Genomic DNA, 14,981 nt, shown 5'->3' with positions numbered 1-14,981 from the left:
TTTCAAAAATCGTAACAAAGATATGAATTTTTGATTATATAATCAAACACAAATTCTATTTTCCTTTTTAAGCAGATTTATAAAAATAAACATGTCTAATTTTTTGTGTAAAATTCATTTTCTCTAACGTATTCAATACCAAAGGAATTTATAGAGCCTAGTATGCGTTTTGTACGCAAGTATCGGTTGGTATTAAAAGCGTCGTACAAAGGGTCATGTGGATAAAAACTTGCTATTTTGACATAATCCGAAGCATGTATGAATCTACCGTTTCCGAGATATATTCCTACGTGAGTTACACGCTCTTGAGGTTGTGACTCATCGGCTTTTGTTCCGAAAAATACCAAATCACCCACTTGAAGTTTAGAAAAATCACCCTTTTCATCGACCAATTTTCCTGTTTTTACTTGTTGTGATGAATCTCGTAAAAGGATTACCCCATGCATAAAGTAAATCAATTTGGTAAATCCACTACAGTCCAATCCTTTGGAAGAAGTACCTCCCCAAACATACGGAATACCCGCCATTTGTTGAGCTAATGACGCAATGCTTTGTTCTGTTAACTTTATATTATTCAGCCATTTATCAAAATGCACAGCATCATTCTTTTTGATGTATGCTTCTCTTCCATCAGGATATATTACTTTGAAAAAATTTCCTTTACGACCTTTCACTTCTAATATATTTCCCATCACTAAATCTGAAATAATAGCCGATTTCAATGAATTTTCTTTATAAGAATGGGTGTAGAGACTGGTAACGATAATTTTCCTCTTTTGATTATATTCTTTTAGTTCCGAGTGCGTCATTTCAACAATAGATTCTGAAATCCAACCTACATACCCCTCAGAGGTTTTGATTTTTCGCCAACCTTTATCTCTATTCAAAACCATTACTGGCATTCCTAATAGCACTTCAGTAACTATTTCGCTACGATGATTACTTTCAGCATGTATTTTCCCTACAGAATTATAGACTACACCCCATGTTTTCCCTTCAATAGGTTCGCAGTTTTCTGAAGAATTTTGTGCCGTAAGAAAACTAAATTTTATAGCACATATCATGCAGAATAGTATTATTTGTTTATTCATTTTCAGTTGTTTCGGATAATTGTCAAAATTACTGGTTAAAACCTACATTTTCAAAATATAGATAGGCATCGTATTCCCTAAAAAGGACATAGTATAGAAAATTTAATGTTTTATATAGCCTCTTCGTAGTTATTTTTTACTTTTTTGACTGTAATAAATTCGTCAGATGAGCAAACGTACTCATTGAATTATCTCCATAATGAATAGCTTGTTTAAAGGCGTATTCAGATGATTTTAAGTCATTTATAATGGTACATATTTCTCCCATACGTCTCCAATAATGAAAATTGTCATCTTCAATAAGCAGTGCTTTATTGATATATTTCAAAGCCTTTTCATAGTTTTTCTGTTTGTAATAAAAATCGGATAACGTAACCCATGCTTTGCTCAATTGAGGGTCTTCATGAACGGCTTTCAGATAGTAGCGTTCAGCCATTAAGCAATCGTTCATTTTTTCATAGCAACGTCCTATATGTAAATAAGTTAAAGGAGAAGCATCGTCCAATGTGAGTGTAATTTTGTAATTTTCAATAGCTTGGATATAGTCTTGCATCTTTTCCAATACCTTAGCTTTTTCGAAATATGCTCCTGTAAAAGTGTCATCACTTGCGATAGCAAAATTGAAGCAATTTAAGGCTTCCGTAAAATTTTCTTTGATAAGATGTTGTTTTCCAAGGTAATGCCAAGCTACTTCACAATATGGATTTCTGTCTAAGTAAGCATTTAAAAAAGAAATTGCTTCATCATTTTCTTCCAAGATATCATAGCAGAATAGCAGTTGCTGCAATGACATATAATCTTCAATATCCTCCATTAAACATTTTCTAAAGTATTTTTTGGCCTTTTCATAATTTTCAATGAATAAGTATTCCATAGCTATTAAAGCATAAATATCCACCAAATCATCTGTCAGAGGCAAGGCGAATTTCAAGAGTTCAATAGCTTTTTCATGGTCATTAAGTTTGGAATAAAGATTCGCTTTCTGCACATAAACCTCTGAATTATAAGGTTCTACTGCTTCGAGTTCGGCAAGTAAATGCGATGCTTGTTGCAAATTATCTTCAAAAATCATTACTTCAATCTCAAAGAGTTTTAACGAACTTGCTGACGGGTGTTGATTTCGACCAATTTGCAAAGCATGTTTTGCCTTAGTCATCTTACCTAATTCTAAATAATATTCTACAATTTCTTCAAATTCATCAACATCAAAGAAAGAAATATGATTTTTTTTCAACATTGACTCGAATTTTGATACAGAATAGTTTTCTTCTTCTGAGAAATGATGCATAAAATACTGCTTTATTTTAAATTTTATGGGTAAAGGTAAGAAAGTTAGTCTGAATAGTCAATTTTTTAGAGAATTATTTATTAACAGAAGTTTACAACGAGAATATACAACCAAGAGTTAATAATAATAATACATCTTGTGATTTACTAACATTAAATTCAAAAAGAGGTGCTTAAAAAGTTGGATTTTTGCTCTAACTTTCTAAGCACCTCGTGTTTACTAAGAATTTAAAATTCCGGATTATTATTTTTCTTTCGTTTCGTTACCTCCGATTGGTTTTGCATCTTCAGGATTTTCACCTTTCAAATAAGTAGGTAGATTCAACCCTGCCATATTGAACAAGTCATTTAAAGGAGGAACAGTTTTCATCATCCCTGATACGAAATTAGCTGTTGAATTAGCTCCATTTTCGTTATTACCTGAATCCCAAACGGTAATTTTATCAATTTTGATATTTTTAACCGCTTCCACTTGTGTTTTAACCAATTCAGGAAGTTTTTCAATTAATAGTAATTGGAAAGCTTTTGTAGGATCACCACCAGCAGCTCCAACCACATCTCTATATCCTTCAGCTTGTTTGGTTAAAATTTCGAACAAACCCTTAGCTTCGGCTTCCATTTTAGCATAAATCGCATCGGCCTCCCCTTTAGCTTTCTCACGAATGCGTTCAGCTTCAGCTTGAGCTTCTATAATAGCTTGTTGTTTAGCAATTTCCGTTGGAACGATGATATTTGCAATTTGCGTTGAGCGTTCTCTTTCCGAACGGGCTAACTCTGCTTTTTGTTCTGCTACATATGCTTCCTCTAAGGCTTTTGCTTGTTGCACTTTCTCTGCAGTAATTGCAATACGTAACGATTCAGCTTCTTTTTCACGTCGCAACGCTTCTGAGTTTGCAATGGCAATTTTAGCTTCATTTTCCCCTTTTATGGCTACCGCATTTGCTTCTGAAATTTTAATACGACTATCTCTTTGAGCTTCAGCTCTACCTATTGATTCAAACTTTTCAGCCTCGGCAATACCAATTGATTCATCTTTTTTGGCCTCTGCAATGCTGATTTCTTTATCTTTTTGGGTGATAGCGATTCTTACGTCTCTATCTCTATGGGTTTCAGCAATTTGAGTATCTTTTTCTCGGTCGGCAATTGCTTTTCCTGTTTCCCCTATTTTTTCTTGTTCAGCAACACTAATTTTTGCCTCGTTGATGGCTTTTGCAGCAGCTTCTTTCCCTAATGCTTCAATATATCCCGACTCATCTTTGATGTCCGTAACGTTTACGTTTATGAGCTTCAAACCTATCTTTTTAAGCTCACTATCAATATTTTTAGAAATATTATCTAAGAATTTATCACGGTCTGAATTGATTTCTTCGATAGTCATGGTAGCAATTACCAAACGCAACTGACCAAATAAAATATCTTTTGCTAACTCTTGAATTTGCTCGGGCAACAATCCTAACAAACGTTCCGCAGCAGCATTCATATTTTCGGTTTCAGTTGAGATTGCAATCGTAAAACGACAAGGTACATCCACGCGAATATTCTGACGTGAAAGAGCGTTCGTTAAATTCGCTTCGATGGAAAGTGGACGTAAGTCTAAATACGCAAAGTCTTGAATCACAGGCCAAACGAAAGCTCCTCCTCCGTGGATACACTTGGCTGAACTACCTCCTGTTTTTCCATAAATCACGAGAATTTTATCAGACGGACAACGTTTGTAACGTGCCACTAATGACGAAATTGTCACGAAAATGACAATTGCAAAAATTACAATTAGCGTAATGGGAGTTAATGTTTCCATAATGGTATAGTTTATTTGTTCATTATTACGATTTTATGACTTCCATTTTTGTATTATCATTACTTTATTATAGCAAATTCAATATTTATTATCGATTTCAGCCGTGGGAGAATTCTTTACTATAAATTTTAAAATATTATTTTTCAGTATCTCCTTTTAGCTTTAAGAAATTCGCCATAAATAATAATAATCTCTAAAAAAGAGATTATTAAATTTTGAATGACATCAAAAAATATCACATTCTTACATAATCTCATATTTTATTGCGAAAACGAAAAGTCGAAAGCCGAAAATCAAATACTTTTGATATTTTAAATTGAAAAATCTTCATGGGTCCGATTCCCCTAAGCCTTCTTTTAATTTCGTTAGTAAGGGCTATTTTCAAGCCCTTACCTCATAAACTATTTATTATCAGTTATTCTATAGCGAAAAATGTTTTGAATGTGAGATAACTTTTGGAAAATCAATTATTTATTGTTTAATACTTTCGAATAGAGCATTCATTTTTTCTTTTTCCTCTTCAGCGAGAGCTGCATCTACTAAAATTCGTCCGCTGTGTTCATCGGTGATGATTTTTTTACGAGTAGCTATCTCAACCTGTACCTGTGGAGGAATCGTAAAAAATGAACCTCCCGAAGCTCCACGCTCCACAGGAACTACAGCCAAGCGGTTTACAACGCTACCTCTAATGCGTTGGTACGCTTTTAGTAGACGTTCTTCAATTTGTTCCGCAAATTCAACTGCTTTTTCACGTAGAATAGCCTCTTCTTTCTCTGTTTCAGCTAAAATGGAATTTAATTCTTCTTTTTTATGTTTCAGGTGAGTTTCCCGCTCTGATTTTTTGTTCTCGATTTGTTTGATACTTTCTTTTTTCAAATCCACTTGAGCCTTGAACTCTTTGATGCGTTTTTCGGCTAATTGAATTTCTAATTCTTGATATTCAATTTCTTTTGTGATTGAGTTGTATTCACGGTTGTTGCGTACGTTTTTCTGTTGAGCAACATATTTTTTTATCAAAATTTTAGCCTCTTCAATTACATTTTTCTTTTGGGTAATGCCCGATTGTAATTGCTCTAACTCTTCTTTGAATTTTACTAAGCGACTTTTGAGACCCTCCACTTCGTCTTCTAAATCAGAAACTTCTAACGGAAGTTGCCCACGAACGTTCTGTAACTCATCAATTTGTGAGTCGATTAGTTGTAAATCATACAACATTCTTAGTTTTTCTTCTACTGTAATCTCGGCTTTTTTTGTCATATCTATTTAGTAATACTTGATGGGATTTGTGTTTATCTTGGATAAAATAATGGCAAAGTTAGGAATTTTTTTTGTAAGATAATCAAATAAAAGTAATTTTGTGTATTGTTCACTTTCAAAATGTCCTATATCGGCCAGTAATAGTTGTTTTTCTGCTTTGAAGAAATCGTGATATTTGAAATCGGCACTTACAAAAGCATCAACTTTTGCAGCTTTTGCAGCATCGATGGCAAACGCTCCGCTACCTCCTAAAACGGCTACTTTTTGAATCATTTTGCCCGTTAGTTCGCTATAGCGTACACAACTTGTTTGCATTTTATCTTTTAAGTGGTAAAGAAAATCGTTTTCGGTCATCGGTTTTGAAAACTCGGCAACAACTCCCAATCCAATATGTTGATGAGCATTTTCCAATACATATACTTCATAGGCAATTTCCTCGTACGGATGGCTTTGACGCAAAGCATTTAGTACCTTGCTTTGTAGATGTTTTGGGAAGATAACCCCAATTTGGGTTTCATCTTCTTTGTGTAGTATATTTCGCTCTCCAACAGTCGGGTTTGAGGAATCATTGCCTTGAAACGTACCTTTTCCTTCTAAATTGAAACTACAATGGCTGTAATTTCCAATATTTCCAGCACCTGCGTCAAATAAAGCTTCTCGCACGATATCGGATTGATTTTTAGGAACATATGTTATTAATTTACGTATTGTATGCTTTTGTGGAATCAATATACGAGTGTTTCGTAGTCCTAAAGCTTCACAAATAGCTTCATTTACTCCAAAAAGAGTATTATCCAAAGCTGTGTGCATACTATAAATAGCAATATTATGTTGAATAGATTTGATGACCACACGTTCAACATACGTTTTTCCTGTCAAACTTTTTAGCCCATTAAAAATGATTGGATGAAAGCTAACTATAAAGTTACATTCTCTGCTAATAGCTTCATCAACAACCTCTTCGGTAGTATCTAAGGTTATCAAAACCCCTGTAACATTCATTTCAGCATCCCCTACCAATAATCCGACATTGTCAAAATTTTCGGCATAGTCAAGAGGGGCTAACTGTTCCAACCGTTGGATGATATGCTTTACTTTCATAATTTTTATATAGATAATAGGACTGTCCAAAAAATTAATACTGAATATAAATCAGATTTTACCAACTTATTTTTATTATGTTATAAAAGACTGATAAAATCTGACTTTTCGGACAGTTTTTAGACATGTTTAAAAATTTCACACATTGTATAAAGGCGAAGTTTTAAAGGTAAGAAACAATGTCTTTCATAAATTTACAAATTGTCACATAGAAACTTAGGAAAAGTTCTCTACTATCAGAAGTCAAACACCTTAGTATGAGTAACTATACGTTGAAACGGAAATGCATTATGTCTCCATCTTTAACGATGTATTCTTTTCCTTCTACACGCATTTTTCCTGCTTCTTTGACCTTACTTTCGCTTCCATAATGTATAAAATCATCGTAGGCAATTACTTCAGCACGAATAAATCCGCGTTCAAAATCAGAGTGAATCACACCCGCTGCCTGTGGTGCAGTATCCCCTTTATGGATAGTCCACGCTCTTACTTCTTTCACTCCTGCCGTGAAATAGGTTTGTAAATTTAGTAATTTGTATGCTGCACGGATAAGTTTTGACGCTCCTGGTTCGTCCAATCCTAAATCTTCCAAAAACATTTGACGTTCTTCATAACTTTCTAGCTCTGTGATATCAGCTTCAGTAGCCACAGCTAATACGATTACTTCTGCATTTTCGTTTTTAATAGCATCACGAACCTGTTCCACATATGCATTTCCAGATTTAGCAGAGGCTTCATCTACATTACATACGTATAGTATCGGTTTGGCAGTCAAAAGCTGAAACGAATCCATCAATTCTCGTTCATCATCAGACACCTGTACAGCACGAGCTGAATTTCCAGATTCTAATGTTGTTTTGATACGATTTAACAATTCTTGTTCTTTCGCAGCTTTTTTGTCACCGGCTTTAGCGGCTCGGTTTACTTTATCAAGGCGTTTTTCTACAGTTTCTAAATCTTTGAGTTGTAGCTCTACATCAATGGTGCCTTTATCGCGGATTGGATTTACACTTCCATCTACGTGAACGATGTTGTCGTTCTCAAAGCAACGCAACACGTGAATGATAGCATTACACTCACGAATATTTCCTAAAAACTGATTTCCTAAGCCCTCGCCCTTACTAGCTCCTTTCACTAACCCTGCAATATCTACAATTTCAACTGTAGCGGGTTGCACACGCTCAGGATTTACGAGTTCTTCCAATTTCTGCAAACGTGGGTCGGGAACATTCACCACACCTAAGTTAGGTTCGATGGTGCAAAATGGAAAATTTGCACTCTGTGCTTTTGCATTTGATAAACAATTAAATAAGGTGGATTTGCCTACGTTTGGTAATCCTACAATTCCTGCTTTCATCTGTGTTATATTTAATTAGGGGTAAGTGAATAGTTAATGTTTCTATACACTGCTACTAAACGCTTTTTTTCAAGTTTGCAAAAGTAATAAAAAATATGGTACAACAAAACAATAAAATTTTAACATTTTATATACGTGTGAATCAAGGGAATATAAAAGACAAAAAAATTACTCTTTCAGTAATTCAAATGAAATATTGACATTAGCTCTAATTTCAATCACACCAACAGCTATTGTACTGTTCATAACATCGTTTTTTGCAAACATAGCAACGTTTTCAAAACGCGGTGCATTGGAATTCAATTCGCTTATAAACAACGCTTTACCAATGTTTTGTTCTAAACTAACGGCATAAAATAACGCTTTTTGACGTGCATTGTAAATTGCTAATGATTGTGCTTCACGTATGAATTTTTCTCTATCTTTAACATCAAACGTTACGCTGTTTATTTCATTAACTCCTGCTTCAAATAAACATTCCATCAACCATTCGTACTTAGAAATATCTTCCAATTTAATATTTATGCCTTGGGAGATGTAATATTTATTTATATGTTTCTCATAATTATAATGTTTTCTCAAGGATACATGACTAGTTTGGAAGTTAGATTTGGGTAATTCATCGGCTAAAGTGTGTAGAACTTTGGCTACGGCTTCTTCGTTTACTTTTTTTAGATGTTTTACATTATCTCCTTCATTTTCAACGTTTAAAGATATATATACAATATCAGGAGATGCAGTCACAACACCTTCACCCACAACGGTTACGCTTGGAACAGATTGTGCTATCATAGTCAAAGGAATAAAAAATAATATTAGCAAAAATGATTTCATATTTGTATGTTTCAAATTATTTGTTTCACGTAAGAAATATTCTATTTTGATACGGATTGTATTTGCTACATCAATCGTTTTCTAAACACAAACAATAAGACGATAGGTACTAACATACCTATAATCAATAGAGGTTGAGTTGTAATCAAATGAGGTTTGAGTATTAATGCATAAAGTAATCCACCAACAGCGCCTCCAAAATGAGCTGAATGACCGATGTTTCCTGACCTTGTTTTCATACCATAGATGGAATAAAGCAAATACCCAATTCCAAAAATATAGGCAGGCATTGGGATGAAAAACACAAAAATCAACATATTGGGAGCAAACAAGATGGAGGCATACAAAATTCCCGTAACCGCTCCACTGGCACCAACGGCAGAGTAATAAGGTTCATTTTTATGAAAATACAAAGTAAAAATATTACCCAAGAGTAGCGCGAGAAGATATGTTATCACAAATGACAATACTCCCACATTGTAAATAACTACATTGGCAAAGAAAAAAAGTGTTAGCATATTGAAAATCAAATGTTGCCAATCGGCATGTAGGAATCCACTGGAAAACATCCGAACATATTCTCCTCGTTGAACATCACGGACATTGAATTTGTATTTTTCAAAAAGAGTATAGTTCTTAAACCCTTGCATTGAGAAGAGGGCGTTTGCTCCTATGATAATAAAAGTGATTAAATGTAAATCTCGCATATTGATTTTGATTTTTTCGGTCAAATATAACTATATTTGCGGAAATTTCCACATCTGATGAATTTATTGATATTTATTTTGGCATTTCCCTTAATATGGTTAGTCTCTGTTTTGCCATTCCGATTATTGTACGTTTTGTCTGATTTTTTTTACATTGTTATATATAAAATTCTGAAATTCAGGGTTAAAGTAGTTCGTAAGAATTTATCCATTGCCTTTCCTTTTAAGAGCGAATCGGAACGATTATCCATAGAAAAAAAATTCTACAAACATTTCTGTGATATATTTTTAGAAATGGTAAAATCTTACGGAATGTCGGAAAAAGAGATGAAAAAACGGATGATTTATTCCAATCTGGAAATTCTCAAAAAATACGAAACTGAAAATCGAAGCATTATTTTCATATGTGGACATTATGCGAGTTACGAGTGGTTGTTGTCGTTGGCGTATTCTTTAAAACATACGTCATATGCGCTTTATAGTCCGTTGAGCAACAAGTACTTCGATAAACTAATCCAGAAAATCCGCATGAAACATAAAAGTTTTTTGATGTCGCGTTACAAGGCTTCTGCGGAAATGAAACGACATAAAGACGAAGGGCTTATTTGCTGTTACGGATTTGCCGCTGACCAGGTTCCTAACAGTTCCAAAAGCTATCGTCGTCCGTTTTTAGGATTACGGGTACCAGTCTTCACAGGAGCGGAACGCATTAGTAAACAGTTAAATACGGTAGTCGTATTCGCTAACATTGAGAAAATAAAACGAGGGTACTATCGGACTACTTTTGAAGTTCTTTCCGAAAATCCGATCGAAATGCCTGATTATCAAATTACAGATATGTTTTTTGAACGTCTCAACAAACAGATTTATTCACAACCTGAATACTATCTGTGGACTCATAACCGTTTCAAACGCATGTAAAATTGTTCTCGAATCATCCCTTTATAGCAAAAGAAAACATCTTTTTATCACCCAAAAAACCTTCTAAAATATCGTTTGCAAGTACTTGTCCTACGTTAGCAGGGGTTCCCGTAAAAATCAAATCCCCTTTGCGTAGCGTGAAATACTTTGAACATTCGGAAACTATTTGGTCAAAGTTCCATAGCATTTGATTTGAACTACCCTGTTGTACCGTTTGTCCGTTTTTCTCTAATCGAAATGAAATGTTAGTCAAATCCAGTGTTGATTTTTGTACAAAATCTCCTATAATAGCAGAACCGTCAAAAGATTTGGCTTTTTCCCAGGATAGTCCGTCCTTTTTTAGAGATGATTGTATGTCTCGAGCCGTAAAATCAATCCCCAAACCAATTTCATCATAGTACTTGTGAGCGAATTTTTCGGAAATAAATTTACCATTCTGATTAATTTTCAATATCAACTCTACTTCGTGATGCAAATTGGAAGTGAACTCAGGAATATAATAGGGTAATTCGGTGTTATGAATCGCCGTGTCGGGTTTCATAAACAATACTATTGATTCGGGATGTTTTCCGTCAAATTCTTTAATATGGTCAATATAGTTTTTACCTACACAAATGATTTTCATAATTTTATGTATATTTAATTGTTTTCAAGTATTCGTAAATCTGTTATGTTTTCAATGGGCTTATCGTTATAAACTACCGTCCAACCGACCGAGCGTGTCAAGAAAATAATGTTTGATAGTTCGGATATTAATCGGTTTTTCGCGTTGCTTTTCAGCGTTGAATTTGCTACTTTTTTCTCTAATTCAGTTTGTATTTTTTTCTGAATTTTGTTTACATCATCTGCATTAAAAGGATTTACTTGACTTTGACTTATGTCGTAATATTTTAAATTTGGATATATTTTTATTTCCTCTTCAGGAATATATTTGATATTCACTATCTTATTTACTTCATCGATGTCGTAAGTAATTTTTGTAAGATCATATGCTACTGTTACATCGGCATTGACTACAATTAGTATTTTTTTGTCGAATGAAAATAAATCTAAAAAATATTTCTGACTATCTGTATATGAAATTACCTCTGAAAAATGACCTTCAGTAACGATAAGTTTGCTGACATTCGCAATTTGGGTCTGAATTAATGCTGTGTCGGCTTCCAAAACTGCCTTTTCTTCTTTTTTATCGAAAATGTATTTCAATCCTAAAAGAAGTACTACCGCAGTGAGCATACCTATGAAAAATCGTTTCATCCTATGAATTAAATTTACGTAACTTAATGGCTGTCAGTACTTTTTTAGTGTATAAAGGAAAATCAGCATTTAGAATCCATCCGAAATAGCCAGGTTCTTCGGCTAAAATATCTTCCACACGTCGCCCTTTGTGTTTTCCAAATGAAAAAATTTCTTCATTTTTATCGTTCATCACGATAAAACCTGCAAAATCAACACTTTGCTTACGTGTTGTAAATTCACTGATTTTTTTAATATCGGTTCCCAAATCATCATATCGTTCAAGTTGAGATTTGAAAATCTCGTACGTGGCATTGGTATCGGCTTCTGCTGAGTGGGCATCATCTAAAATTTTATCACAGTAAAACTTATAGGCGGCACTCAAGGTTCGTTGTTCCATTTTGTGAAAAATGGTTTGTACATCGACTGTAACGCGGTTTCCTAAATCAAAATCTATTTCGGCACGTAACATTTCTTCTGCCAGAAGAGGAATATCGAATCGATCTGAATTAAATCCGGCTAAATCAGAATCTTTAATCATGTTGTGGATTGTTTTTGCTAACTCTTTGAAAGTAGGTTCATTAGCAACTCTTTCATCGGTAATTCCATGGATATCACTTGCTTCTTTTGGAATAGGCACTGTCGGATTTACCAACCAGGTTTTACTTTCTTTATTCCCGTTTGGAAAAACTTTTAAAATAGAAATCTCTACGATACGATCTTTGGTAATATCTGTTCCTGTGGTTTCTAAATCAAAAAAACAAATAGGTTTTGATAATTTTAATTTCATATTCTTTTATTTGATGTGTCTTATCTTATTATAAAGTTTCAAACAGTTGAATTACATTGTATTATATATTTTAATGCAAATTTCTTATTTGGAATGCTCGACAAAGATACGACAGAAAAACAAATTATGATTCATTTAATCAAAATAAAACAGATTTTGCCTCAAATTAGTCTTCATGATTTTTTTGTATGACTTACGCTTATAATAGAATTACAGAAAAACTTTTTTTCAATATTTTTTATATCTTTGTGGAATTATTAATCAATTTTTTTTCATATTATGACAAAAAAAATAAATCAAAAAAAATTCGCTATTGTTGCCGTTTCGCTTATTTTTGCAACTTCTTGTAAAAATAATACCGAAACGATGAAAAAGACAGAATATCCAGATATTCAGCCACCTGTGGCGAAGAAAGTTCCTCACAAATTGGAAAAATTTGGTGATGTGCGTACCGATGATTATTTTTGGTTGAATCAACGTGAGAATCAAGAAGTTATTGACTATCTGAATGCCGAAAATGAGTATTATCAAAAAATGACGGCTCACACTAAAGATTTTCAAAACTCGCTTTTCGAGGAAATGAAATCTCGAATTAAAGAAGATGATTCGTCTGTGCCATATTTCCGAAATGGATATTGGTACATTACTCGCTATGAAATGGGAAAAGATTACCCTATTTATGCACGTAAAAAAGGAACTTTGGACGCTCCGGAAGAAATTATGTTCGATTGTAACGAAATGGCAAAAGGACACGCTTATTTCCAACTTGCGGGAATTTCTGTAAGTGATGATAATAAATGGGCAGCTTTTGGTGTGGATACCGTTTCTCGTCGTCAATACGTGTTGCAAATCAAGAACTTAGAAACGGGTGAAATTCTTTCTGAAAAAATTGAAAACACCACAGGTTCAGCGGCTTGGGCAAGTGATAACAAAACGTTATTTTATACCCAAAAAGACCCACAAACGCTTCGTTCCGATAAAATTTATCGTCACGAATTGGGTACAGATACCAAAAAAGACGTACTTGTTTTCCATGAAAAAGACGATACTTTCTATACCTATGTATATCGTGAAAAATCAAGAAAATACATCGTTATTGGTTCAGGAAGTACGCTTACATCGGAATATCAAATCCTAAAAGCGGATAATCCAACGGGCGATTTTAAAGTATTTCAGAAACGTACACGAGGTTTGGAGTACGATATTTCACACTATGGTGATGCTTTCTACATCGTTACCAATAAAGACAATGCAACGAACTTTAAGTTGATGAAAACCGCTGAAAATGCGACTTCTGCCGAGAATTGGAAAGAACTTATTCCGCATCGTGAGGACGTGTTTTTGGAAGGAATCGAAATTTTCAAGAATTTCTTAGTGGTGGAAGAAACGTTCAATGGTTTAAATAGGATTGAAATTCGTCCTTGGAGTGGTGGGCAGTCGTATTATTTGCCTTTTGAAAGTGAAACTTATACGGCATATACTACACAAAATGTTGATTTTGATACAGATGTGTTGCGTTACGGATATCAGTCGATGGCAACACCTGCTTCGGTGATTGACTTTAATATGGTTACCAAAGCAAAAACGGTGCTAAAAGAGCAACAAGTTTTGGGTGGAAATTTCGACAAAAATAACTACGTAGAAGAACGAATTTGGGCAACGGCACAAGATGGAACAAAAATTCCGATGTCGATGGTTTATCGTAAGGGAATGAAAAAAGACGGCAAAAATCCGTTGTTGTTGTACGCTTATGGTTCGTATGGACATACAGTAAGTCCGTATTTTTCCTCTTCTCGATTGAGTTTGCTTGATAGAGGTTTCATTTATGTGATTGCTCACATTCGTGGAGGACAATATTTGGGCAGAAAATGGTACGAAAACGGTAAAATGTTACACAAAAAGAATACATTTACCGATTTTGTTGATTGTTCTAAACACTTGATAGCTGAAAAATACACTTCAAACGAGCATTTGTATGCCGAAGGAGGTTCTGCAGGAGGTTTATTGATGGGAGCTGTGGTAAATATGGCTCCAGAGCTTTATAACGGTGTGATTGCGGCAGTTCCGTTTGTTGATGTGATAACCACGATGCTTGATGATACAATCCCTTTAACAACAGGAGAATATGATGAGTGGGGAAATCCGAATGAAAAAGAGTATTATGATTATATGCTTTCTTATTCGCCTTATGACCAGGTAAAAGCACAGAATTATCCGAATATGTATGTTTCCACGGGATTACACGATTCGCAAGTACAATATTGGGAACCAGCTAAATGGGTGGCTAAATTACGTCAGATGAAAACCAATAATAATTTGCTTTTCCTCGACACGAATATGGATGCAGGGCACGGCGGAGCCTCTGGTCGTTTTGAAGCTCTGAAAGAAACTGCTAAAGAATACGCTTTTATGTTGGATTTAGAAGGAATAACTAAATAATCTCATAAAAACAAGAAAAATAAGAAAAGGCTATCCGAAAAGGACAGCCTCTTCTGAATAAATTTTCCTTAGAAGAGCATCTTCCAAAAATAGGGAGATGCTTTTTCTTTGGAAATTCGCTTGATAACCAAATTTCCCTTTCTGCTACTTTGTACAACTATTC

The 14,981-nt window shown here is 34.3% G+C and carries 13 protein-coding genes; 2 read left to right on the top strand and 11 right to left on the bottom strand.

Features of this window, described 5'->3' with window-relative positions; all coding sequences use genetic code 11:
• Nucleotides 1-95: 95 nt before the first annotated feature.
• The 8 genes from CGC49_RS00440 to CGC49_RS00405 form a co-directional block, all read right to left on the bottom strand.
• The gene (locus tag CGC49_RS00440; protein ID WP_095893117.1) at nt 96-1,091 is read right to left on the bottom strand and encodes a C40 family peptidase; all 996 of its coding nucleotides are present in this window, start codon (nt 1,089-1,091) and stop codon (nt 96-98) included.
• Nucleotides 1,092-1,227: 136 nt separating this feature from the next.
• Nucleotides 1,228-2,379: a tetratricopeptide repeat protein gene (locus tag CGC49_RS00435; protein WP_095911608.1), complete on the bottom strand. Its 1,152-nt coding sequence runs from the start codon at nt 2,377-2,379 to the stop codon at nt 1,228-1,230.
• A gap of 243 nt (nt 2,380-2,622) precedes the next feature.
• Nucleotides 2,623-4,176 carry a flotillin family protein gene (locus tag CGC49_RS00430; RefSeq protein ID WP_042009467.1) on the bottom strand — a complete coding sequence of 518 codons (1,554 nt, stop codon included), beginning with the start codon at nt 4,174-4,176 and terminating at the stop codon, nt 2,623-2,625.
• 471 nt (nt 4,177-4,647) lie between these two features.
• Entirely contained in the window at nt 4,648-5,433 is a 786-nt protein-coding gene (locus tag CGC49_RS00425) for a zinc ribbon domain-containing protein (protein WP_042009469.1), read from the bottom strand.
• Between the two features lie 6 nt (nt 5,434-5,439).
• Nucleotides 5,440-6,534, bottom strand: coding sequence for a Nif3-like dinuclear metal center hexameric protein (locus CGC49_RS00420; protein WP_095911607.1), 1,095 nt, complete (start codon nt 6,532-6,534; stop codon nt 5,440-5,442).
• 265 nt (nt 6,535-6,799) lie between these two features.
• A complete protein-coding gene (gene ychF / locus CGC49_RS00415; protein ID WP_095893115.1) occupies nt 6,800-7,891 on the bottom strand; it encodes a redox-regulated ATPase YchF in 1,092 nt (363 codons plus the stop codon).
• A 168-nt stretch (nt 7,892-8,059) separates the two neighbouring features.
• Nucleotides 8,060-8,725: an SIMPL domain-containing protein gene (locus tag CGC49_RS00410; RefSeq protein ID WP_095911606.1), complete on the bottom strand. Its 666-nt coding sequence runs from the start codon at nt 8,723-8,725 to the stop codon at nt 8,060-8,062.
• 65 nt (nt 8,726-8,790) lie between these two features.
• Nucleotides 8,791-9,432: a rhomboid family intramembrane serine protease gene (locus CGC49_RS00405; protein ID WP_095911605.1), complete on the bottom strand. Its 642-nt coding sequence runs from the start codon at nt 9,430-9,432 to the stop codon at nt 8,791-8,793.
• Between the two features lie 57 nt (nt 9,433-9,489).
• Between CGC49_RS00405 and CGC49_RS00400 the strand changes: the two genes are divergently transcribed.
• Nucleotides 9,490-10,353, top strand: a complete 864-nt coding sequence (locus CGC49_RS00400) for a lysophospholipid acyltransferase family protein (RefSeq protein WP_042348190.1) — start codon at nt 9,490-9,492, stop codon at nt 10,351-10,353.
• 13 nt (nt 10,354-10,366) lie between these two features.
• Here CGC49_RS00400 and CGC49_RS00395 read toward each other — a convergent pair whose 3' ends face one another.
• The 3 genes from CGC49_RS00395 to CGC49_RS00385 are packed head-to-tail and all read right to left on the bottom strand — an operon-like array spanning nt 10,367 to nt 12,379.
• The gene (locus CGC49_RS00395; RefSeq protein WP_095911604.1) at nt 10,367-10,978 is read right to left on the bottom strand and encodes a fumarylacetoacetate hydrolase family protein; all 612 of its coding nucleotides are present in this window, start codon (nt 10,976-10,978) and stop codon (nt 10,367-10,369) included.
• A 14-nt stretch (nt 10,979-10,992) separates the two neighbouring features.
• Nucleotides 10,993-11,610, bottom strand: coding sequence for a DUF4230 domain-containing protein (locus CGC49_RS00390; protein ID WP_095911603.1), 618 nt, complete (start codon nt 11,608-11,610; stop codon nt 10,993-10,995).
• A 1-nt stretch (nt 11,611) separates the two neighbouring features.
• Nucleotides 11,612-12,379 carry a 3'-5' exonuclease gene (locus CGC49_RS00385; RefSeq protein ID WP_042009481.1) on the bottom strand — a complete coding sequence of 256 codons (768 nt, stop codon included), beginning with the start codon at nt 12,377-12,379 and terminating at the stop codon, nt 11,612-11,614.
• Nucleotides 12,380-12,658: 279 nt separating this feature from the next.
• On the opposite strand from CGC49_RS00385, the gene CGC49_RS00380 reads away from it, so the two are divergent.
• On the top strand, nt 12,659-14,818 hold the full coding sequence (locus tag CGC49_RS00380; RefSeq protein WP_095911602.1) for a S9 family peptidase: 2,160 nt from the start codon (nt 12,659-12,661) through the stop codon (nt 14,816-14,818).
• Nucleotides 14,819-14,981: the final 163 nt, after the last annotated feature.

The sequence above is a fragment of the Capnocytophaga sp. H4358 genome (assembly GCF_002302515.1).
GTDB lineage: Bacteria > Bacteroidota > Bacteroidia > Flavobacteriales > Flavobacteriaceae > Capnocytophaga > Capnocytophaga canis.
Note: the sequence above shows the minus strand (reverse complement) of the source record. Positions and strands in the feature narration are given on the sequence as shown.

Excerpts from the sequence above, each read along its gene's own strand:
- CGC49_RS00390 (WP_095911603.1), bottom strand. The coding sequence starts at position 11,610 with ATGAAACGATTTTTCATAGGTATGCTCACTGCGGTAGTACTTCTTTTA.
- CGC49_RS00380 (WP_095911602.1), top strand. The coding sequence starts at position 12,659 with ATGACAAAAAAAATAAATCAAAAAAAATTCGCTATTGTTGCCGTTTCG.
- ychF (WP_095893115.1), bottom strand. The coding sequence starts at position 7,891 with ATGAAAGCAGGAATTGTAGGATTACCAAACGTAGGCAAATCCACCTTA.
- CGC49_RS00405 (WP_095911605.1), bottom strand. The coding sequence starts at position 9,432 with ATGCGAGATTTACATTTAATCACTTTTATTATCATAGGAGCAAACGCC.
- CGC49_RS00430 (WP_042009467.1), bottom strand. The coding sequence starts at position 4,176 with ATGGAAACATTAACTCCCATTACGCTAATTGTAATTTTTGCAATTGTC.
- CGC49_RS00385 (WP_042009481.1), bottom strand. The coding sequence starts at position 12,379 with ATGAAATTAAAATTATCAAAACCTATTTGTTTTTTTGATTTAGAAACC.
- CGC49_RS00440 (WP_095893117.1), bottom strand. The coding sequence starts at position 1,091 with ATGAATAAACAAATAATACTATTCTGCATGATATGTGCTATAAAATTT.
- CGC49_RS00400 (WP_042348190.1), top strand. The coding sequence starts at position 9,490 with ATGAATTTATTGATATTTATTTTGGCATTTCCCTTAATATGGTTAGTC.
- CGC49_RS00420 (WP_095911607.1), bottom strand. The coding sequence starts at position 6,534 with ATGAAAGTAAAGCATATCATCCAACGGTTGGAACAGTTAGCCCCTCTT.
- CGC49_RS00395 (WP_095911604.1), bottom strand. The coding sequence starts at position 10,978 with ATGAAAATCATTTGTGTAGGTAAAAACTATATTGACCATATTAAAGAA.
- CGC49_RS00410 (WP_095911606.1), bottom strand. The coding sequence starts at position 8,725 with ATGAAATCATTTTTGCTAATATTATTTTTTATTCCTTTGACTATGATA.
- CGC49_RS00425 (WP_042009469.1), bottom strand. The coding sequence starts at position 5,433 with ATGACAAAAAAAGCCGAGATTACAGTAGAAGAAAAACTAAGAATGTTG.
- CGC49_RS00435 (WP_095911608.1), bottom strand. The coding sequence starts at position 2,379 with ATGCATCATTTCTCAGAAGAAGAAAACTATTCTGTATCAAAATTCGAG.